At 68.2% G+C, this 19,969-nt stretch carries 16 protein-coding genes; 9 read left to right on the top strand and 7 right to left on the bottom strand.

Going from position 1 to position 19,969, the window contains the following annotated elements:
* Positions 1-5: 5 nt before the first annotated feature.
* The 4 genes from rplI to rpsF form a co-directional block, all read right to left on the bottom strand.
* On the bottom strand, positions 6-452 hold the full coding sequence (gene rplI / locus ABZ192_RS32630) for a 50S ribosomal protein L9 (RefSeq protein ID WP_010032778.1): 447 nt from the start codon (positions 450-452) through the stop codon (positions 6-8).
* An 18-nt stretch (positions 453-470) separates the two neighbouring features.
* Positions 471-707, bottom strand: a complete 237-nt coding sequence (gene rpsR / locus ABZ192_RS32625) for a 30S ribosomal protein S18 (protein WP_003949403.1) — start codon at positions 705-707, stop codon at positions 471-473.
* Positions 708-751: 44 nt separating this feature from the next.
* Positions 752-1,345 carry a single-stranded DNA-binding protein gene (locus ABZ192_RS32620; RefSeq protein WP_356928078.1) on the bottom strand — a complete coding sequence of 198 codons (594 nt, stop codon included), beginning with the start codon at positions 1,343-1,345 and terminating at the stop codon, positions 752-754.
* 70 nt (positions 1,346-1,415) lie between these two features.
* The gene (rpsF, locus tag ABZ192_RS32615) at positions 1,416-1,706 is read right to left on the bottom strand and encodes a 30S ribosomal protein S6 (RefSeq protein WP_190199270.1); all 291 of its coding nucleotides are present in this window, start codon (positions 1,704-1,706) and stop codon (positions 1,416-1,418) included.
* A gap of 263 nt (positions 1,707-1,969) precedes the next feature.
* Between rpsF and ABZ192_RS32610 the strand changes: the two genes are divergently transcribed.
* The 3 genes from ABZ192_RS32610 to ABZ192_RS32600 all read left to right on the top strand — a co-directional run bounded on the left by ABZ192_RS32610 (position 1,970) and on the right by ABZ192_RS32600 (position 4,690).
* Entirely contained in the window at positions 1,970-2,287 is a 318-nt protein-coding gene (locus ABZ192_RS32610) for a hypothetical protein (RefSeq protein WP_356928077.1), read from the top strand.
* Positions 2,288-2,454: 167 nt separating this feature from the next.
* A complete protein-coding gene (gene femX / locus ABZ192_RS32605) occupies positions 2,455-3,576 on the top strand; it encodes a peptidoglycan bridge formation glycyltransferase FemX (protein WP_355862012.1) in 1,122 nt (373 codons plus the stop codon).
* Between the two features lie 82 nt (positions 3,577-3,658).
* Positions 3,659-4,690 carry an alanine racemase gene (locus ABZ192_RS32600; protein ID WP_355862010.1) on the top strand — a complete coding sequence of 344 codons (1,032 nt, stop codon included), beginning with the start codon at positions 3,659-3,661 and terminating at the stop codon, positions 4,688-4,690.
* Positions 4,691-4,789: 99 nt separating this feature from the next.
* Here the strand turns inward: ABZ192_RS32600 and ABZ192_RS32595 are convergent, their stop codons facing one another.
* Together ABZ192_RS32595 and ABZ192_RS32590 are read right to left on the bottom strand one after the other, a co-directional pair.
* Positions 4,790-6,301 (bottom strand): glycosyltransferase 87 family protein, encoded by a 1,512-nt coding sequence (locus ABZ192_RS32595; protein ID WP_356928104.1) that lies wholly within the window; start codon positions 6,299-6,301, stop codon positions 4,790-4,792.
* Positions 6,302-6,422: 121 nt separating this feature from the next.
* Positions 6,423-9,065: a transglycosylase domain-containing protein gene (locus ABZ192_RS32590; RefSeq protein ID WP_356928076.1), complete on the bottom strand. Its 2,643-nt coding sequence runs from the start codon at positions 9,063-9,065 to the stop codon at positions 6,423-6,425.
* Positions 9,066-9,481: 416 nt separating this feature from the next.
* On the opposite strand from ABZ192_RS32590, the gene ABZ192_RS32585 reads away from it, so the two are divergent.
* The 4 genes from ABZ192_RS32585 (at position 9,482) to ABZ192_RS32570 (ending at position 13,272) form a co-directional block, all read left to right on the top strand.
* The gene (locus ABZ192_RS32585; RefSeq protein ID WP_356928074.1) at positions 9,482-10,156 is read left to right on the top strand and encodes a PadR family transcriptional regulator; all 675 of its coding nucleotides are present in this window, start codon (positions 9,482-9,484) and stop codon (positions 10,154-10,156) included.
* 45 nt (positions 10,157-10,201) lie between these two features.
* Complete coding sequence (locus tag ABZ192_RS32580) at positions 10,202-11,284, top strand: inositol-3-phosphate synthase (RefSeq protein WP_356928073.1); 1,083 nt, start codon at positions 10,202-10,204, stop codon at positions 11,282-11,284.
* A gap of 89 nt (positions 11,285-11,373) precedes the next feature.
* On the top strand, positions 11,374-12,636 hold the full coding sequence (locus ABZ192_RS32575; protein ID WP_356928072.1) for an MFS transporter: 1,263 nt from the start codon (positions 11,374-11,376) through the stop codon (positions 12,634-12,636).
* 123 nt (positions 12,637-12,759) lie between these two features.
* On the top strand, positions 12,760-13,272 hold the full coding sequence (locus ABZ192_RS32570) for a hypothetical protein (protein WP_356928071.1): 513 nt from the start codon (positions 12,760-12,762) through the stop codon (positions 13,270-13,272).
* A 100-nt stretch (positions 13,273-13,372) separates the two neighbouring features.
* Here ABZ192_RS32570 and ABZ192_RS32565 read toward each other — a convergent pair whose 3' ends face one another.
* A complete protein-coding gene (locus tag ABZ192_RS32565) occupies positions 13,373-14,842 on the bottom strand; it encodes a CCA tRNA nucleotidyltransferase (protein ID WP_356928070.1) in 1,470 nt (489 codons plus the stop codon).
* A 257-nt stretch (positions 14,843-15,099) separates the two neighbouring features.
* On the opposite strand from ABZ192_RS32565, the gene ABZ192_RS32560 reads away from it, so the two are divergent.
* Together ABZ192_RS32560 and murJ are read left to right on the top strand one after the other, a co-directional pair.
* A complete protein-coding gene (locus tag ABZ192_RS32560) occupies positions 15,100-17,496 on the top strand; it encodes a DUF6049 family protein (RefSeq protein WP_356928069.1) in 2,397 nt (798 codons plus the stop codon).
* 43 nt (positions 17,497-17,539) lie between these two features.
* Entirely contained in the window at positions 17,540-19,846 is a 2,307-nt protein-coding gene (gene murJ, locus ABZ192_RS32555; RefSeq protein ID WP_356928068.1) for a murein biosynthesis integral membrane protein MurJ, read from the top strand.
* The last annotated feature ends 123 nt before the right edge of the window (positions 19,847-19,969 follow it).

The raw sequence follows: 19,969 nt of genomic DNA, 5'->3' as shown, positions 1-19,969 counted from the left end.
GGCACTCAGGCCGCGACGACCTCGATGTTGACCTTGGCGGCAACCTCGGGGTGCAGACGCACGGACGTCTCGTGAGCGCCCAGCGTCTTGATCGGCGAGCCCAGCTCGATGCGGCGCTTGTCGACCTCGGGGCCACCGGAAGCCTTGATCGCGGAAGCGATGTCGGCCGGGGTGACGGAACCGAAGAGACGACCGGCGTCGCCGGAGCGGACCGCCAGGCGGACCTTGACGCCCTCGAGCTGGGCCTTCACCTGGTTGGCCTGCTCGATGGTCTGGATCTCGTGGATCTTGCGAGCACGACGGATCTGCTCGACGTCCTTCTCGCCACCCTTGGTCCAGCGGATAGCGAACTTCCGCGGGATCAGGTAGTTGCGAGCGTAACCGTCCTTGACGTCGACGACGTCGCCCGCGGCACCGAGGCCGGAGACCTCGTGGGTGAGGATGATCTTCATGTGTCGGTCACCCTTCCCTTATCGCGCGGTGGAGGTGTAGGGCAGCAGCGCCATCTCACGGCTGTTCTTCACGGCCGTGGCGACGTCACGCTGGTGCTGCGTGCAGTTGCCGGTCACGCGGCGGGCACGGATCTTGCCGCGGTCGGAAATGAACTTCCGCAGCATGTTCGTGTCCTTGTAGTCCACGTACGTGACCTTGTCCTTGCAGAATGCGCAGACCTTCTTCTTCGGCTTGCGCACAGGCGGCTTCGCCATGGTGTATCTCCTGTGTGATCAAGAAGTTGGGGTACGAACCCGTCCTAGAAGGGAGGCTCGTCCGAGTAGCCGCCGCCACCGCCACCGGTGCCGCCGGAGCCACCGCCCCAGCCGCCACCGGCGCCCTGGTTGCCACCGGCGGGAGCGCCGGTCGCCCACGGGTCGTCGGCGGGAGCGCCGCCGCCCTGCTGGCCGCCACCGGGGCCGCCGCCCCAGCCGCCGCCACCCTGGCCGCCACCGCCACCGCCGCCGTAGCCGCCCTGGCCACCGCGGCCGGTGGTCTTGGTGACCTTGGCCGTGGCGTTGCGCAGGCTGGCGCCGACTTCCTCCACGTCCAGCTCGTAGACCGTGCGCTTGACGCCCTCACGGTCCTCGTAGGACCGCTGCTTCAGCCGGCCCTGCACGATGACGCGCATGCCTCGCTGGAGCGACTCGGCGACGTTCTCCGCCGCCTGACGCCAGACCGAGCAGGTCAGGAACAGGCTCTCGCCGTCCTTCCACTCGTTCGTCTGGCGGTCGAAGGTGCGGGGAGTGGACGCGACACGGAACTTCGCGACGGCCGCACCTGAGGGGGTGAAGCGCAGCTCGGGGTCGTCGACAAGATTGCCGACCACCGTGATGACGGTCTCGCCTGCCATGGGGAACCTCTCGGCGGGTTTGCTCTGGCTGCTTGCTACTCGAATCCCGGGATCAGCTGAGCGTGGAAGCTCAGTGCATCTCGGGACGGAGGACCTTGGTCCGGAGGACCGACTCGTTCAGGTTCATCTGGCGGTCGAGCTCCTTGACGACCGCAGGCTCGGCCTGCAGGTCGATGACCGAGTAGATGCCCTCGGGCTTCTTCTTGATCTCGTACGCGAGACGACGACGGCCCCAGGTGTCGATCTTCTCGACCTTTCCGCCGCCGTCACGGACGACAGAGAGGAAGTTCTCGATCAGCGGGGAGACAGCGCGCTCCTCGACGTCGGGGTCGAGGATGACCATCACCTCGTAGTGACGCATGTGGAACCCACCTCCTTTGGACTCAGCGGCCACGGTCGTTCCGTGGCAGGAGGGTTGTGATGCGTAGCAACGGTATCGGCCACCACTGACAGTCGGGGGTTCTGTCGAGAAGCCCTCGTCGTGACATGGGCAGACACCGGTGCGGACGGTACAGACTACCCGCACAGTGGCTTCCGGTTGAAATCCGGCCGTGAGGGCAGCCAATCTGTACACATCGGGTGTGTATGGCGCTACGATGCGCCGACTTTCGCAGGAGGTGCCCTATGGCACAGGCATTGCGACCCAACACCGCCGGCGGCCTCTTCGCCACGGACGGCAAGCCCCACCCCCTCCAGGACGCCCTGCTCGCGGTGACCCTGGTGCTGGGCGTCACGTCGTTCATCACGGCCCTCGTCGACGAGGACCTGCATCTGCTGAGCTCCTGGACCGGCCTGGTGGGCATCATCACCGGTGCGTACGGCCAGTGGGTCTCGGAGACGACCAGGGAGCGCTTCGGCCTGATCCTCGGCCTCGGTGCCGCGGGCGTCGGCTTCTTCCTGGGTATGGCGCACGGCGGTCTCTTCGGCGGTCTCATCGACTGACGCCAGGGACATCCCCTCCTGAACACCGGGTGACGCCCCGGCCGCTCACGGGCCGGGGCGAAGGTTCCGTACGCCCAACCGGCGCGCATCCAAGGCGCAGTAGGCTTCGCGCGAGAGCCGGAGCCCCTGACCCCATGGGGACACACCAGCCCGAGGAGCGCCCCGAAATGAGCCTGACCCTGAGGACCATCAGTCGAGAGCAGCATCTGGCCTACATCCAGAGCCTGCCGTCGGCGAGCCACATGCAGGTCCCGGCCTGGGCTGACGTCAAGGCGGAGTGGCGCTCCGAGAACCTCGGGTGGTTCGACGACAGGACGGGCGAGCTGGTCGGTGCCGGCCTGGTCCTCTACCGGCAGCTTCCCAAGATCAAGCGCTACCTCGCTTACCTGCCCGAGGGCCCGGTCATCAACTGGTTCGCGCCGAATCTGCAGGACTGGATCGAGCCGATGCTGGCGCACCTGAAGCAGCAGGGCGCCTTCTCGGTGAAGATGGGCCCGCCGGTGGTCATCCGGCGCTGGGAGGCCACCTCCATCAAGCAGGGCATCCAGAACCCTGACGTGAAGCGGCTGCGCGACATCGAGGCCGACCACATCGAGCCGCGCGCCTTCGAGGTCGCCGACAAACTGCGCCGCATGGGGTGGCAGCAGGGCGAGGACGGCGGCGCCGGCTTCGGCGACGTCCAGCCCCGCTACGTCTTCCAGGTGCCGCTGGCCAACCGGTCCCTGGAAGAGGTCCACAAGAACTTCAACCAGCTGTGGCGCCGCAACATCAAGAAGGCCGAGAAGGCCGGCGTCGAGGTCGTCCAGGGCGGCTACCAGGACCTCGAGGAATGGCAGCGGCTGTACGAGATCACGGCCGTGCGCGACCACTTCCGGCCGCGCCCGCTGTCGTACTTCCAGCGCATGTGGACGGCCCTCAACACCGAGGACCCCAACCGCATGCGGCTGTACTTCGCCCGGCACAACGGCGTGAACCTGTCGGCGGCGACGATGCTGATCGTCGGAGGGCACGTCTGGTACTCCTACGGCGCCTCCGACAACATCGGCCGTGAGGTCCGGCCCTCGAACGCGATGCAGTGGCGGATGCTGCGCGACGCCTACGCGCTCGGCGCCACCGTCTACGACCTGCGCGGCATCTCCGACTCGCTGGACGAGACCGACCACCTCTTCGGTCTGATCCAGTTCAAGGTGGGCACGGGCGGCCAGGCCGCCGAGTACCTCGGCGAGTGGGACTTCCCGCTGAACAAGCTGCTGCACAAGGCGCTCGACATCTACATGTCGCGCCGCTGACGTCACGTTCAGTGCTTCTATACCTCTGACACACGGCAACCACTGATTCACGGCAACCACGAGAAAGGTTCCAGGTCCGGCCATGGCGCTCACGCTCTACGTCGACACCGCGCGCTGGCGGGCGCACCACAAGCACGTGCAGGAGCAGTTCCCCGGCCTCGTGCCGGTCTGCAAGGGCAACGGCTACGGCTTCGGGCACGAGCGGCTGGCGGAGGAGGCCACACGGCTGGGCTCGGACGTCCTCGCCGTCGGCACGACGTACGAGGCCGCCCGGATCAAGGACTGGTTCGGCGGTGACCTGCTGGTGCTGACGCCGTACCGGCGCGGCGAGGAGCCCGTGCCCCTGCCGGACCGGGTCATCCGCTCGGTCTCGTCGATAGACGGCGTGTACGGCCTGGTTGGTGCCCGTGTGGTGATCGAGGTGATGTCCTCGATGAAGCGGCACGGCATCGGCGAGCAGGACCTGGCCCAGCTGCACGCCGCCATCGAGAACGTCCGCCTGGAAGGCTTCGCGATCCACCTGCCGCTGGACCGCACCGACGGCTCGGACGCGGTCGAGGAAGTCATCGGCTGGATGGACCGGCTGCGCGCCGCCCGGCTGCCTCTGCACACCATGTTCGTCAGCCACCTCAAGGCCGAGGAACTCATCCGGCTCCAGCAGCAGTTCCCGCAGACCCGGTTCCGTGCCCGCATCGGCACGCGGCTGTGGCTGGGGGACCACGAGGCCACCGAGTACCGCGGCGCGGTCCTGGACGTCACGCGCGTGGCCAAGGGCGAGCGCTTCGGCTACCGGCAGCAGAAGGCGGCCTCCGACGGCTTCCTGGTGGTCGTGGCGGGCGGTACGTCGCACGGGGTGGGCCTGGAGGCCCCCAAGGCGCTGCACGGCGTCATGCCACGCGCCAAGGGCGTCGCCCGGGCCGGCCTCGCGACGGTCAACCGGAACCTTTCTCCGTTCGTCTGGGGCGGCAAGCAGCGCTGGTTCGCCGAGCCGCCGCACATGCAGGTCTCGATCCTGTTCGTGCCCGCGGACGCGCCGGAGCCGAAGGTCGGCGAGGAACTCGTGGCCCATCTGCGGCACACCACCACGCAGTTCGACAGGATCGTGGACCGCTGACCGGCACCCGCGTCGACGGACCCAGCACAGCAAGAAGGCCGTACACGGGAAGCCGTGTACGGCCTTCGCATCGTTCATGCGGCCTTCGCAGGGGTTCGCTCAGAGCGAACCGCCCGTTGCGCCGTGCCTGCCCCACTCGACCTGCGGCCCGTCGAACTGAGCGGCCGCGTGCCGGGCGGGACGTGCCGCGGGGCCAAGGACGAAGACGTCCTTCGCGCCATCGAGCACTCCACCCGAGGGATCGTCGTCCCCGGACCGGCGAACGGGATCGCGCTCCGGCAGGAAGATGTCGCGCACGATCATGACGCACAGATACAGCGTGCCCAGCAGGTGCAGGCCGATGGCCCAGTGGTAACCATCCGTGGGCAGTCCCTTGTGCGCGTCTCCGCTGGTCGTGTACGCGAGGTAAAGCCAGATCCCCAGGAAGTACGCCACCTCGCAGGCCTGCCAGATCAGGAAGTCCCGCCACTTGGGCCGGGCCAGGACGGCCAGGGGCACCAGCCACAGGACGTACTGCGGTGAGTAGACCTTGTTGGTGAGGATGAACGCGGCGACGATCAGGAAGGCCAGCTGGGCGAGCCGCGGGCGGCGCGGTGCGGTCAGCGCGAGCACGGCGACTCCCGCGCAGCACACCAGCATCAGCAGCGTGGCGAGCGTGTTGACGGTGTCGGTGCTGAGCGGGTCGTCCGAGTTCTGCGCCATGATCAGCCAGAAGGAGCCGAAGTCGACGCCCCGTTCCTGGCTGAACGTGTAGAACTTCGACCAGCCCTCGAACGCGAAGAGCATCACCGGCCCGTTCACGACGACCCAGGCGACGACCGCGCCGCCCAGAGCCGTCCCGAACTCACGCCACTTGCCCGCCCGCCAGCAGAGCACCAGCAGCGGCCCGAGGATCAGGAAGGGATAGAGCTTGGCGGCCGTGGCCAGCCCCAGGAGGACACCGAAGGCGAGGGAGCGGCCGCGCGACCACATCAGCATCGCCGCGGCCGTCAGGGCGACCGCCAGCAGGTCCCAGTTGATGGTCGCCGTCAAGGCGAAGGCAGGTGCCAGGGCGATCAGCAGACCGTCCCACGGACGCCGGGCGTGGGTGCGCGTCACACAGACGGCGATGACCGACGCGCAGATCATCAGCATCCCGGCGTTGACCATCCAGTACCACTGCTCCTGGGCCTGGATGGTGCCGCTGCCGGGCGTGAACCAGGAGGCGACCTGCATGAAGACACCGGTGAGCACCGGGTACTCCAGGTACTGCATGTCGCCGGGGAGTTTGTCGAAGTACGGCACGAGCCCGTCGGCGAAGCCACGACCCTGGTAGAGGTGCGGGATGTCCGAGTAACACGCGTGCGTGTACTGGGAGCTGGCACCGACGAACCAGGCGCCGTTGTAGCAGGGCGCCTTCTGGACCAGACCGAGGGCGAACATACCGATCGCCACCAGCGCGATCACCCGTACGGGAGTCCACCAGGACGCCCCGAGCACAGCACGCCGCCCGAGCGGTCCGCCGATCAGCTCGCTGCCGGCCGCGGCGACCTTGTCCTCCTGGGTCGGCCGCACCGGGTCCGGCTCGTGGACGCTCGCTTGCGTCGATTCTGCACTGGCCATGCCGCACATCCTGCCGTACGTGTCCATCAATACGCCGAGGGCCGCCGCACCAGGTAGGTGCGGCGGCCCGTGTTTCACGTGAAACGTCTTCGCGTTTCACGTGAAACACCCATGCCGGGCGATCAGCCGGCTATCCGGCGGGGCCTCCGAAGATGCCGCCGTTGCCGTTGCCTCTGGTGTTGCCGCCGTTCTCGTTCGTGAGGCTGGGCGAAGGCGAGGGCGACACGTCTCCGCCTGTACCGCCGCCGTTCTCCGTACCGCCGTCGTTCTCACATCCGAAGAAGCCACAGGTGTCACTCGGCGTGGGCGACGGAGACGTGGGGGTCTCGCTCGGCGTGGCGCTCGGCGACTCGGTCACGGTCTCGCTGGGCGTGACGCTCGGTGTCGGCTTCGGCGACGGAGCGCCCAGCTCGTGCTGGATCTCACCGATCCTCTCGGCTTCCGGGAAGCCGAGGTCGGGCTCGCCCTTCAGCGCGGCCTTCATGTATTCGGTCCACACCTGGGTGGGAGTGTCACCACCGTGGATGGACTCCTCACCCGCCGTGCCGTTCATGGAGAGCAGCTTGGCGCTCTTGGGATCCTCACGGAACATCGCGACCGAGGTCGACAGCTGCTGGGTGTAACCGACGAACCAGGCCGACTTGTTCTCGTCCGTGGTACCGGTCTTACCGGCCGCCGTACGGCCCAGAGCCAGGGCGTTCTTACCCGTACCGTTCTGGATGACGTTCTCCAGAGTGTCCGTGACGTTGTTGGCCACGTTCTCGGGCATCGCCTGCGTGATGCGCGGCTTGTCGAAGCCTTCGATTTCCTGCCCGTTGAACTTGACGCTGGTCACGGAGTACGGGGAGGCCTGCTTGCCGGCGGCGGCGAACGTCGCGTAGGCGTCGGCCATGCGGATCGCACTGGGCGTCGACGTACCGAGCGCGAACGACGGGTTGAGGGTCGCGAAACTGGCGTCCAGGATGCCGGACTTCTCGGCCACGTCCCGCACGTTCTTCATCCCGACGTCCATGCCGAGCTGGACGAACGGGGTGTTGACGGACTGCTCCATCGCCTTGCGCAAGGTGATGTAGCCCCAGGGGTGATCGCTCTCGTTCTCCTGGAAGAACGGTGTGTTGTCCTTCTTCAGGACGTAGGAGCCGTCGTTGTTCCTGACCTTGAGGTGGTCGTTGCCGTTGTACTTGCTCAGCGGCGAGAGGGGACCGTCGCTCCGGTAGGTGCCGTGCTCCATGGCTGCGGCGAGCACGAACGGCTTCCACGTCGAACCGACCGGGACACCCGAGGTGTCCGCGTTGTTGTTGAAGTGGCCGTTCTCGTACCCCGCACCACCGTAAAGGGCGACGATCGCGCCGTCCTTGGGCTTCACCGACGCCGCGCCGAACTGGACGTGCTTGTCCAGCTCACGCTTCTCCGGGTTCAGCTTTTCCTTCTCGACCGTCTTCACGGCCTTGGCCAGCGCCTCGACCTTGTTCTTCTCGAAGGTCGTCTTGATCTGGTAGCCGCCCTGGTCGAACTGCTGCTCCGTGATGTTGGAGTGGTTCAGGACGTACTTCTTGGCCGTGTCCACCAGGTAGCTGATCTGGCCGCTCATGCCCTTGGTCGCCTTGCGGCCCTGGGGCATGGGGTACTTCTTGATCGCCTCCTGGTACTGGGCGTCCGTGAGCTTCTTGTCGTTGTGCATCTGCTCGAGGATCCAGCCCCAGCGCTGCTTGGAGCGCTTGGTGTTGGCCTGTTGCGATGCCGCGGTGTCGAGGCTCGCGTTACCCGCAGGGTCGTAGTACGTCGGACCCTTGAGCAGCGCGGCGAGGAAGGCGCACTCACTCGGCGTGAGCTTCTCCGCATCCTTGCCGTAGTAGGTCTGGGCGGCGGCCTGAATGCCGTAGGCGCCACGCCCGTAGTACGAGGTATTGAGGTACCCCTGGAGAATCTCGTCCTTCGTGAGCTTCGTGCCCACCTTGATCGAGATGAACATCTCCTTGAACTTACGGGTGATCGTCTGTTCCTGGCTCAGGTAGGTGTTCTTGACGAACTGCTGGGTGATCGTCGAGCCGCCCTGGGTGTCACCGCCCCGGGCCATGTTCGCCAGGGCGCGGGCGATGCCCATCGGGTCGACGCCCGAGTCCTCGTAGAAGGTCTTGTTCTCGGCCGAGATCACCGCCTGCTGCATGGCCTTGGGGATCCGCTCGATCCCGACGTTCTGCCGGTTCTGGCCGCTACCCGTCGCGACCATCTGCTGGCCGTTGGACCAGTAGTAGACGTTGTTCTGCGACCGGGCCGCCGCGTTCTCCTCGTTCGGGACGCCGACCATGGCGTACCCGATGCCCGCCACGGCCACCAGGCTGCCGAAGAAGCCGATGCACAGGCCGGAGACGAGCCTCCAGGACGGCAGCCAGCGCTGCCAGCCGTACTTGCCGGCCCGCGGATAGTCGATCAGCCGTTTCTTGTCGGAATAGGCAGGCGCACGGCCCCTGCCTCGCCCGGGCCCGGCCGGACCGCCGGGAGCGGCACGCCGGCCGCCACGGGTCGGTTCGGCCGCTCTGCGTCGGCCGCCTCCGGTACTTCTCTGCGCCGCACGCCGGGCCTCGGCACGACCGCCGTACGGACGCTCCTCACCCCCCGAGCCGTAGGAGTCCGACCCATAGGAGTCGGACGGAGACCCAGTGGCGCCTCGCGGGGCCGCGCGGCGGCCGGGGGACGAGCCGGACTGGCCGCGTCGGGCCGCGGCACGTCCGCCTCCCTGCGGCTGCGGCGGTTTGCGACGGTGCTCGCTCATCGAACGACTACTCCTCGGGCAGGCGCACCCCTGCGCGCCTGGAAACGGCGGCTAGTTTCCGGTCCCCCCGAAGTACGGATGCGGTCGGCTCCGCATTCATCGGTCCCGCATGCACCCGTACTACACCGAAGACGACGACGCCCTCAGGCGTCACTTGGTTCCCGGTGATGTGCATGGCGCACAGACTACGCACCGCCAAAACCTGCCGAGGCCTGAAGTTCACCTCAAATCAGGCAACTCGCGTCCGATGAATCGGTGATGTGATCCCGTTCACCACATCCCCTCTTGTCGCATCCGGAAGGCCGTTCTATCGTCGAGATGTATCGAGTCGATACATCAGCGCGACACATCGGTTCGAGACATCAGCCGAGACATCAGCCCGAGACATCGGGTACCGCGGCAGAGAGGAGGCGACGATGAGCCGGCGTTCCGGGATCCTCGAGTTCGCCGTACTCGGCCTGCTCCGCGAATCTCCGATGCATGGCTATGAGCTGCGCAAACGACTCAACACATCACTGGGTGTGTTCCGTGCGTTCAGCTACGGGACGCTGTACCCCTGCCTCAAGACGCTGGTCGCCAACGGCTGGCTGATCGAGGAGCCGGGGAACGACACCGAGGCCGCTCCCCTCACCGGCCGCCGCGCCAAGATCGTCTACCGGTTGACGGCGGAGGGTAAGGAGCACTTCGAGCAGCTGCTCTCGCAGACCGGGCCCGAGGCGTACGAGGACGAGACCTTCGCAGCCCGTTTCGCCTTCTTCGGGCAGACCTCACGCGATGTACGCATGCGCGTGCTGGAGGGCCGCCGCAGCCGGCTGGAGGAGCGCCTGGAAAAGATGCGCCTGTCCCTGGCCCGGACCCGGGAGCGCCTCGACGACTACACGCTTGAGCTCCAGCGCCACGGGATGGAGTCCGTGGAGCGCGAAGTGCGCTGGCTGAACGAGCTCATCGAGAGCGAGCGGGCGGGACGGGACCTGAAGGGTTCCGCCTCGGGGGAGCCCGGTTCGCGTGACACCACATCTGGAGCGTCGGGCGGCCTGCCCCGGACCGGGGACGACCCCCGTCCGGATACGCCTGACGACACCGCCACGTGAGAGCCCGTTGAAGGGCCTCACTCGTACACACAGGGAGCAACCGGAATGGGTTCGGTTCGCGTAGCCATCGTCGGTGTGGGCAACTGCGCCGCATCGCTGGTGCAGGGAGTCGAGTACTACAAGGACGCCGACCCGGCGTCCAGGGTGCCGGGCCTGATGCACGTCCAGTTCGGCGACTACCACGTCCGCGACGTCGAGTTCGTCGCCGCGTTCGACGTGGACGCCAAGAAGGTCGGCCTCGACCTGGCGGACGCCATCGGCGCCTCCGAGAACAACACCATCAAGATCTGCGACGTACCCAGCACCGGTGTGACGGTCCAGCGCGGCCACACGCTCGACGGCCTCGGCAAGTACTACCGCGAGACCATCGAGGAGTCCGCCGAGGAGCCGGTCGACGTCGTCCAGGTCCTCAAGGACAAGCAGGTCGACGTCCTCGTCTGCTACCTGCCCGTCGGCTCCGAGGACGCGGCGAAGTTCTACGCCCAGTGCGCCATCGACGCCAAGGTCGCCTTCGTCAACGCCCTTCCGGTCTTCATCGCCGGCACCAAGGAGTGGGCGGACAAGTTCACCGAGGCGGGCGTCCCGATCGTCGGCGACGACATCAAGTCCCAGGTCGGCGCCACCATCACGCACCGCGTCATGGCGAAGCTGTTCGAGGACCGGGGCGTCGTCCTGGACCGCACGATGCAGCTGAACGTCGGCGGCAACATGGACTTCAAGAACATGCTGGAGCGCGACCGCCTGGAGTCGAAGAAGATCTCCAAGACGCAGGCCGTCACCTCCCAGATCCGCGACCGCGACATGGGCGCGGACAACGTCCACATCGGCCCGTCCGACTACGTGGCCTGGCTCGACGACCGCAAGTGGGCGTACGTCCGCCTGGAGGGCCGCGCGTTCGGTGACGTCCCGCTGAACCTGGAGTACAAGCTCGAGGTCTGGGACTCCCCGAACTCCGCCGGCGTCATCATCGACGCCCTGCGCGCCGCGAAGATCGCCAAGGACCGCGGCATCGGCGGCCCCGTGCTCTCCGCATCGAGCTACTTCATGAAGTCCCCGCCCGTCCAGTACTACGACGACGAGGCCCGCGAGAACGTCGAAAAGTTCATCAAGGGTGAGGTCGAGCGCTGAGGCGCCGCAACCAGTCGCTCCTGCCAGGGCTGTGAGGGTCCCCGGGTCGTACGACCCGGGGACCTTCTCCGTATGTGAGGCTGTGCCCCATGGCCGTCGTCCGTGACCTGCGTGTCCTGTTGCGTTTCCAGGGCTTCAGGCGTCTGCTCGGCGTGCGCCTGCTCTCCCAGGGTGCCGACGGCGTCTACCAGGTCGCGCTCGCCGCGTACGTGGTCTTCTCGCCGGAGAAGCAGACCTCGGCGGCCGCGGTCGCCTCCGCCATGGCGGTGCTGCTGCTCCCCTACTCCCTCGTCGGTCCTTTCGCCGGTGTCCTGCTGGACCGCTGGCGGCGCCGCCAGGTCCTGCTGTACGGCAGCCTGCTGCGCGCACTGCTGGCCGCCGCCACAGCGCTGCTGATACTCAGTCCGGCTCCGGACTGGCTCTTCTACGTCTCCGCCCTGTGTGTCACCGCCGTCAACCGTTTCGTCCTTTCCGGCCTGTCCGCCGCCCTGCCCCGTGTGGTCGACGCCGAGCGCCTCGTGCTCGCCAACTCCCTTTCCCCGACCGCCGGGACGCTGGCGGCGACCGCGGGCGGCGGTATCGCCTTCGTCGTCCGTCTGTTCGTGGCGGACTCCGACGCAGCCGTGGTGCTCGTGGGAGCCGTGCTGTATCTGTGCGCCGCCCTGGCGTCGCTCAGCATGGCGCGGGAACTCCTCGGCCCCGACCGGAACTTGGTACGCGTGCGGATCGGGACGGCTCTCACGAGCACCACTCGCGATCTGGCGGCGGGCGTACGCCACCTGGCCGCACCGCAGCGCCGGGAAGCGGCCTGGGCGCTCGTGGCCATGTCGCTGATGCGCTTCTGCTACGGCGCCCTGCTGGTGATGCTGCTGATGCTCTGCCGGTACGCGCTCACCACGACCACGGACGACGGACTCGCCCTGCTGGGACTGGCGTTGGGCATCTCAGGCGCCGGCTTCTTCGCGGCGGCCGTGGTGACGCCCTGGACCGCGGGGCGGCTCGGGCCGGGCCGCTGGATCGTCGTGTGCGCGGGGGCCGCCGCGCTGCTGGAACCCGCTCTCGGGCTGCCGTTCGCCGCTGCCCCTCTGCTGGCCGCGGCCTTCCTCCTGGGCCTGACCACCCAGGGGGCGAAGATCGCCACGGACACGATCGTCCAGTCCTCCGTCGAGGACGGCTTCCGTGGCCGGATCTTCTCGGTCTACGACGTCCTCTTCAACGTCGCTTTCGTCGGCGCCGCCGCCGTCGCCGCCCTGATGCTGCCGCCGGACGGCCGATCCGTGCCGCTGGTGATCACGATCGCCGTTATCTACGCGGCAGTAGCTGTGACTATGAGCCGGTTTGGCCGCCAGTAAGTGTCACATCAATGACACAGAGCCACATCCGGCTACTGCGGTGTCAGTGGGGACCGCTACCTTACGTGGGTCTTATCTCGCGACATGTTCGCGTCACTCAACCATGTTCCAGGGGGACCCCAAGTGACCACTCCGCCGCCCCAGGGCAACCCGTTCGCGCAGGGCCAGCCCGCCGGTCAGCCCCAGCAGGCTCCGTACCCGCCGCAGGGCGGCTACCCCCAGCAGCCCGGCCAGCCCGGCTTCCCGCCCCAGGGGGCGGCTCCGTACGCTCCGGTTCCGCCGCAGCCGACCGGCCGCAAGCTCAGCTTCAAGACCATCAAGAACATCGCCATCGTCATCGCGGTGGCGGGCATTGCCATCGGCGGCTACATAACGAGCCGGGACGACGCCAAGACGGCGGCCGTCGGCGACTGCATGCACCGCGGCAGCACCAACGACAACAACCCGGACCTCGAAGTCGTCGAGTGCAGCGATGCGAAGGCTCAGTACGTGGTGCTGGCCAAGATCGAGGGCTCTTACCTCACCCAGACCCTGGCGTCGAGCAAGTGCGAGGCCGAGGCCAAGGACTTCCAGTACACGTACACCGAGAGCGGCGACAGCAAGGACTTCCTGCTCTGCCTGAAGGACAAGAAGTAAGGCAGACACAGCGAGGGGGCGGCGTTTCACGTGAAACACCGCCCCTCGGTCCGTCTCCCGGGGTCATGTTTCACGTGAAACATGACCCCGTTTCACGGCCTCAGCTCTCCTGCCCGGCCCACCACTCCTTGAGCGCGGCCACCGCGGAATCGTGCTCCATCGGCCCGTTCTCCAGGCGCAGCTCCAGCATGTGCTGGTACGCGCGGCCGATGACCGGGCCGGGTCCGACGCCGAGGATCTCCATGATCTGATTGCCGTCGAGGTCGGGACGGATCGAGTCCAGCTCCTCCTGCTCCTGAAGCTTCGCGATCCTCTCCTCCAGACCGTCGTACGCGCGTGACAGAGCCGCCGCCTTGCGCTTGTTGCGCGTGGTGCAGTCCGAGCGGGTCAGCTTGTGGAGGCGGTCGAGAAGCGGGCCGGCGTCACGGACGTAGCGACGGACCGCCGAGTCCGTCCACTCGCCGGTGCCATAGCCGTGGAACCGCAGGTGGAGTTCGACCAGACGTGAGACGTCCTTCACCAGCTCGTTGGAGTACTTCAACGCCGTCATGCGCTTCTTGGTCATCTTCGCCCCGACCACCTCGTGGTGGTGGAACGAAACCCGGCCGTCCTTCTCGAAGCGACGCGTGCGGGGCTTGCCGATGTCGTGCAGCAGGGCGGCCAGGCGGAGAGTCAGGTCGGGACCGTCGTCCTCCAGCGCCATCGCCTGCTCCAGGACGATCAGCGAGTGGTCGTAGACGTCCTTGTGCCGGTGGTGCTCGTCACGCTCCAGACGCAGGGCCGGCAGCTCGGGCAGCACGCGGTCGGCGAGGCCCGTCTCGACGAGCAGCGTCAGGCCCTTACGCGGGTGCGGCGAAAGGACCAGCTTGTTCAGCTCGTCCCGCACCCGCTCGGCCGAGACGATCTCGATACGCCCGGCCATCTCCTTCATCGCCGCGACGACCTCGGGGGCGACCTCGAAGTCGAGCTGAGCCGCGAAGCGCGCGGCCCGCATCATCCGCAGGGGATCGTCGGAGAAGGACTCCTCAGGCGTGCCAGGAGTACGCAGCACACGGGACGCGAGGTCCTCGAGCCCGCCGTGCGGATCGATGAACTTCTTCTCCGGCAGCGCGACGGCCATCGCGTTCACCGTGAAGTCACGGCGGACGAGGTCCTCCTCGATGGAGTCGCCGTACGACACCTCGGGCTTGCGCGAGGTCCGGTCGTACGCCTCCGACCGGTAGGTGGTCACCTCGATCTGAAAGCGTCGATCAGCGTCTCCGACGCTGGCGTCCTTCTGCACTCCGACGGTGCCGAAGGCGATCCCGACCTCCCAGACGGCGTCCGCCCACGGGCGCACGATCTTGAGAACGTCCTGGGGGCGGGCATCGGTCGTGAAGTCCAGATCGTTGCCGAGCCGACCCAGCAGCGTGTCCCGGACCGAGCCGCCGACCAGGGCAAGTGAGAACCCGGCCTCCTGGAAGCGGCGGGCGAGGTCGTCGGCGACAGGAGCGACCCGCAGCAGTTCACTCACTGCGCGGTGCTGCACCTGGCTCAGGGCACTGGGCATTTCTTCGTTGGCGTTCGGCACAACAGAAGAGGGTACGTGGCCCGGGCGCCCCCGAGCTCCCCGTATGACGCATGCAGACACGTCCCTCCATACGCGCACAAGGGATGCTCTTGAGAAGGAGACAACCACTCTCCGCCATACAGCGACATACCGGACAGCTCGGTGCCGGACCGCGATCTTGTGGAACGGACCGCGGCACTTCCCCTCAGCGCGCATCGTTACCATGCGTGGACGCACATTCCGACGACCACTGACGACGACGAGGGACGGGCGAGCGCGTGGCCGAGGCGGCAGACTTCCAGGGGACCAGTGCCTCACCTGCCCGCCGGTGGCTGCGGCGCACCGGGGCACTGCTCGCCGGTGCGCCCCTGCTGGCCGGACTCCTCCAGTTGCCCGCCGCGACGCCGGCGGACGCGGCCGGGCAGGAGTCCCTCCAGGCTGCCTCCGGCACGAGCGGCTCGGTGTCCGTCGCTGTCGACTCGCTCAGCCCCAGCGCCCCCACGGAGGGCGACACGGTGAACGTGACGGGCACGGTGACCAACAACGGCAAGCAGCCGGTCACCGACGCCCACGTCGACCTGCGGGTGGGGCCCTCGCTCGACACCCGCTCGGCCATCGACGGCCTGGCCAAGAAGAGCGACGACATCCAGGGCCCCGCCGGCGAGCCAGTCGGCGGCAAGTACACCGAGAAGTTCCCCAAGCTCACCCCCGGCGTGGCGGAGCCCTTCAACATCTCCGTGCCGGTCGACGAGCTGGACCTCGGCCAGGACGGCGTCTACCAGCTGGCCGTCGCGCTCTCCGGCGAGACTGCCGCGCAGCCCTGGGACCAGGTTCTCGGCGTCCAGCGCACGTTCCTGCCGTGGCAGCCGGAGGAGGCCGGCACCAAGACGAAGACCACGTTCCTGTGGCCGCTCGTCTCCGACGTCCACATGACGGCCGAGACGGGGTCGAACGAGCAGCAGACGCCGGTCTTCAGCAACGACGACCTCGCCGAGGAGATCGCCCCGGGCGGGCGCCTGGACCAGATGGTGTCACTGGGCAAAGGCCTCGACATCACCTGGGTGATCGACCCGGACCTGCTGGCGTCCGTGGACGCGATGACCAGGAGCTACGAGGTCAGAGGCGAGGACGGCGCCACGACCCCCGGCAGGAACCAGGCGGCCGCCAAGCAGTGGCTCTCCGAGCTCCAGCAGGCAGTGGCGGGCAAAGAGGTCGTCGCCCTGCCGTTCGGCGATCCGGACCTGGCCTCCCTCGCCCACAACGGCACGGCCGTCACGGGTTCGCTGAGCCACCTCAAGGAAGCCACCGACGCCGTCGACAACACGGTGCAGACGATCCTCCACGTGAAACCGTCCAAGGACTTCGCGTGGCCCGTCGACGGCGCCGTCGACCCGTCGATCATGAAGGTCGCGACGTCTGCGGGCGCCGACAAGGTGATCGCCCGCAGCGACAGCCTCCAGGACAACCTGTCGTACACACCCTCCGCGGCCCGGCCCATCGGCGGCGGCACCACGGCGGTCGTCGCGGACTCCAGGATGTCCACGGCGTTCCAGGGCGACCTGACAGAGGCCTCCGCGTCCACGCTGGCCGTGCAGCGCTTCCTGGCGCAGAGCCTGACGCTCGGCCTCCAGACCGGCAAGCAACGCAGCGTCGTCGTCGCTCCGCAGCGCATGCCCTCCGTGAACCAGGCGCAGGCGATGGCCGAGGCGCTGGGAGCCCTCGAGGGCGGGAACTGGTCCGAGTCGCAGGACCTCACGGCCGCCGCGAAGGCCAAGCCGGACCCGTCGGCCAACAGGAAGGTGCCGCCCGCCTCCGCGTACCCCTCCTCGCTGCGCAAGCAGGAGCTGCCGCGGGCCGCCTTCGAACAGATCGCGAGGACGCAGGACAAGCTCGGCAACTTCAAGGTGATCCTCACCGACGAGTCCCGGGTGGTCACTCCCTTCGGGCGGGCCATGAACCGCGAGATGTCCACGTCGTGGCGGGGCCGGGGCGTCGCGGCGGTGGGTTACCGCGACAACGTCGAGTCCTACCTCGACGGGCTGACCGACGGGGTCAAGCTGATCGAGAAGTCGGAGACCAAGCTCTCCGGCCGCAGCGCCACGATCCCCGTCACCGTCCAGAACAACCTGGTCCAGGGCGTCGAGCACCTGAAGCTGCGGCTCACGTCACAGAACCCGACGCGACTCAAGATCGCCGGCAACGCCTACGAGGAACACCGGGTCGCGGTGAACGGCGGGCACAGCCAGTCGGTGAAGTTCACCACGTCCGCCAACGCCAACGGCCGGGCGAAGGTGGAGGCCCAGCTGTACACGGAGGACGGCCAGAAGTACGGCGAGCCCGTCACCTTCGACGTGAAGGTCACCGAAGTCACGCCCACCGTGATGCTGGTCATCGGCGGTGGTGTCCTGCTCCTGGTCCTCGCCGGCTTCCGTATGTACACCCAGCGCAAGCGCGCCGCCGCCCGTGAGGCCGCCGAGGACGCCGCCGCGGAGGCGGACGATGCCGACAGCCCGGTCGGTACTCCGCAGAACCCGCAGGCCCCCGGCGACCGTCTCAACGAGGAGTCCGAGGCCGGCTCCCGGGCAGACGCCCCGCAGCAGCCGAGTGACCCGGCCCCGGACACCGCAGCGGAAAGCGCCGACCCGCCCGGCACGGGTGAGAGAGTGGACCGTTGAGATGTCGTGGCCGGTGGGCCCGGGACGATGAGGTGGGGTAACCATGAACGCGCCGTACGACGGTGACCACGGCCGTGGCGTGGGCAGCTCGGGCTACCCCGAGTCGGGCGGGCCCGAGGACTCGCCGCCCGAACACGGCCAGGTGCCGCCGCAGCCGCCCGCGGACATGTACCTCCAGGACGCCTACGGCCAGGACCCCTACCGGGCGCAGGACCTCTCCGCCCAGGACCCGGTCGCCGAAGCGCGCTACGACCGCTCCGCGCACCCCCCGCCCCCTGAGGGCACGTACCAGCCTCAGCAGCAGTTGTACGGCCAGCCGCCGCAGTCGCCGTACGCGCCCGACCCCCGGGTGTGGGCCCAGACGCCCGCCCCGGAGCCGGAGGGCCCGTCCAGGCACCTGCCGTACGGCGACGACGCCCGGACCACCCAGTTCGTGGGCGTGGACGACCTCGTCTCCCAGGCGGGCGAGCCGCGCCAGGAGCCGGACGCGTTCGCGCATCTCTTCCGGGACCAGCAGCAGGGCAGCGGCCACCCGTCCTACGAGTCGCCGTCGGTCCCCGGCCCGTCACCGGCCCCGGGCGCGCTGGCGCAGGGGCAGTACGCGGCACAGGGTCAGTACGCGGCGGGCCAGTACCCGGCACCCGGCGAGACCGCGGCGACGCCGGCGGTGGACGACACCCCCGCCCCGGAGGCCGCTGCCTCGCCCGCTCCGAAGAAGGGCGGTCGCGCCGCGGGCCTGATGAAGTCCAGCGCCGTGATGGCGGCGGGCACCATGGTCTCCCGCCTCACCGGCTTCATCCGCTCCGCGCTGATCGTGTCGGCCCTCGGCGTCGGTCTCCTCGGTGACACCTTCCAGGTCGCCTACCAGCTGCCGACGATGATCTACATCCTCACGGTCGGCGGCGGTCTCAACTCCGTCTTCGTGCCTCAACTCGTTCGCGCCATGAAGGAGGACGAGGACGGCGGCGAGGCGTACGCCAACCGTCTGCTGACCCTCGTCATGGTGTCGCTCGGCACGCTCACCGCGCTCTCGATCTTCGGCGCGCCACTGCTCATCCGCATGCTGTCCGACCCGGTCGCCAGCGACCCGGCGGCGAACCAAGTCGGCATCACCTTCGTCCAGTACTTCCTGCCCTCGATCTTCTTCATGGGCGTCCACGTGGTGATGGGACAGATCCTCAACGCCCGCGGGAAGTTCGGCGCGATGATGTGGACCCCGGTTCTGAACAACATCGTCATCATCGTGACGCTGGGCATGTTCATCTACGTCTACGGCACCGCCGCCGAGTCCGGGATGAAGGTCACGAACATCCCGCCGGAGGGCCAGCGCCTGCTCGGCATCGGCGTCCTGCTCGGCCTCGTGGTCCAGGCGCTGGCGATGATCCCCTACCTGCGCGAGACCGGCTTCCGGCTGCGGCTGCGCTTCGACTGGAAGGGCCAGGGCCTCGGCAAGGCCATCACGCTCGCCAAGTGGACGGTCCTGTTCGTCCTCGCCAACCAGGCGGGCGCCATGATCGTCATCCAGCTGTCGACCGCGGCGGGCAAGGCCTCACCGGTCGACGGCACCGGCTTCGCCGCCTACGCCAACGCACAGCTGATCTGGGGTCTGCCGCAGGCCATCATCACGGTCTCCCTCATGGCCGCCCTGCTGCCGCGCCTGTCGCGCTCGGCGGCCGAGGGCGACGGCGGTGCCGTCCGCGACGACATCTCCCAGGGCCTGCGCAACACGGCGGTCGCCATCGTGCCGATCGCGTTCGGTTTCCTCTCCCTCGGCATCCCCATGTGCACGCTGATGTTCGGCTCTTCCGGCACCAGCGAGGCCACCAACATGGGCTTCATGCTGATGGCGTTCGGTCTCGGCCTGATTCCGTACTCCGTGCAGTACGTCGTCCTGCGCGCCTTCTACGCCTACGAGGACACCCGAACTCCCTTCTACAACACGGTCATCGTGGCCGCGGTCAACGCCGGCGCCTCGGCGGTCTGCTACTTCGTCATCCCGTCGCGCTGGGCCGTCGTCGGTATGGCCGCCTCGTACGGCCTGGCCTACGCGATCGGCGTCGGCGTCGCCTGGCGCCGGCTGCGCAAGCGGCTCGGCGGGGACCTCGACGGCGCCCGTGTCCTGCGGACCTACGCCCGGCTGTGCATCGCGTCGGTCCCGGCCGCCCTGCTCAGCGGCGCGGCCTGCTACGGCATCGGCCGCACGCTCGGCCAGGGCGTCGCGGGCTCGCTCGCCGCGGTGCTGGCCGGAGGCGCCGTACTACTCGTGATCTTCTTCGTCGCCGCCCGCCGTATGCGCATCGAGGAACTCAACTCGCTGGTCGGCATGGTCCGCGGACGCCTGGGGCGCTGAGTCGGGGGTGGGCGCACAACCATCGTCAGCCACCGCGTGTCGTGCATAGCGGCGGACTGTGGGCACAATTGGTTTCGGCGTCGAACGGCGCGCAACGGATGCCGGGCGGCGCGCAATGGATGG

The organism is Streptomyces sp. NPDC006235 (assembly GCF_040613735.1).
GTDB lineage: Bacteria > Actinomycetota > Actinomycetes > Streptomycetales > Streptomycetaceae > Streptomyces.
The sequence above is the reverse complement of the archived record's forward strand: the minus strand, read 5'-3'. Positions and strand labels throughout refer to the sequence as shown.

What these genes read in the sequence shown, in the direction of transcription:
- femX (WP_355862012.1), top strand. Translation starts at nt 2,455, where the DNA reads ATGAGCCTGACCCTGAGGACCATCAGTCGAGAGCAGCATCTGGCCTAC.
- murJ (WP_356928068.1), top strand. Translation starts at nt 17,540, where the DNA reads ATGAACGCGCCGTACGACGGTGACCACGGCCGTGGCGTGGGCAGCTCG.
- ABZ192_RS32575 (WP_356928072.1), top strand. Translation starts at nt 11,374, where the DNA reads ATGGCCGTCGTCCGTGACCTGCGTGTCCTGTTGCGTTTCCAGGGCTTC.
- ABZ192_RS32590 (WP_356928076.1), bottom strand. Translation starts at nt 9,065, where the DNA reads ATGAGCGAGCACCGTCGCAAACCGCCGCAGCCGCAGGGAGGCGGACGT.
- rpsR (WP_003949403.1), bottom strand. Translation starts at nt 707, where the DNA reads ATGGCGAAGCCGCCTGTGCGCAAGCCGAAGAAGAAGGTCTGCGCATTC.
- ABZ192_RS32580 (WP_356928073.1), top strand. Translation starts at nt 10,202, where the DNA reads ATGGGTTCGGTTCGCGTAGCCATCGTCGGTGTGGGCAACTGCGCCGCA.
- rplI (WP_010032778.1), bottom strand. Translation starts at nt 452, where the DNA reads ATGAAGATCATCCTCACCCACGAGGTCTCCGGCCTCGGTGCCGCGGGC.
- ABZ192_RS32610 (WP_356928077.1), top strand. Translation starts at nt 1,970, where the DNA reads ATGGCACAGGCATTGCGACCCAACACCGCCGGCGGCCTCTTCGCCACG.
- rpsF (WP_190199270.1), bottom strand. Translation starts at nt 1,706, where the DNA reads ATGCGTCACTACGAGGTGATGGTCATCCTCGACCCCGACGTCGAGGAG.
- ABZ192_RS32595 (WP_356928104.1), bottom strand. Translation starts at nt 6,301, where the DNA reads ATGTGCGGCATGGCCAGTGCAGAATCGACGCAAGCGAGCGTCCACGAG.
- ABZ192_RS32620 (WP_356928078.1), bottom strand. Translation starts at nt 1,345, where the DNA reads ATGGCAGGCGAGACCGTCATCACGGTGGTCGGCAATCTTGTCGACGAC.
- ABZ192_RS32600 (WP_355862010.1), top strand. Translation starts at nt 3,659, where the DNA reads ATGGCGCTCACGCTCTACGTCGACACCGCGCGCTGGCGGGCGCACCAC.
- ABZ192_RS32585 (WP_356928074.1), top strand. Translation starts at nt 9,482, where the DNA reads ATGAGCCGGCGTTCCGGGATCCTCGAGTTCGCCGTACTCGGCCTGCTC.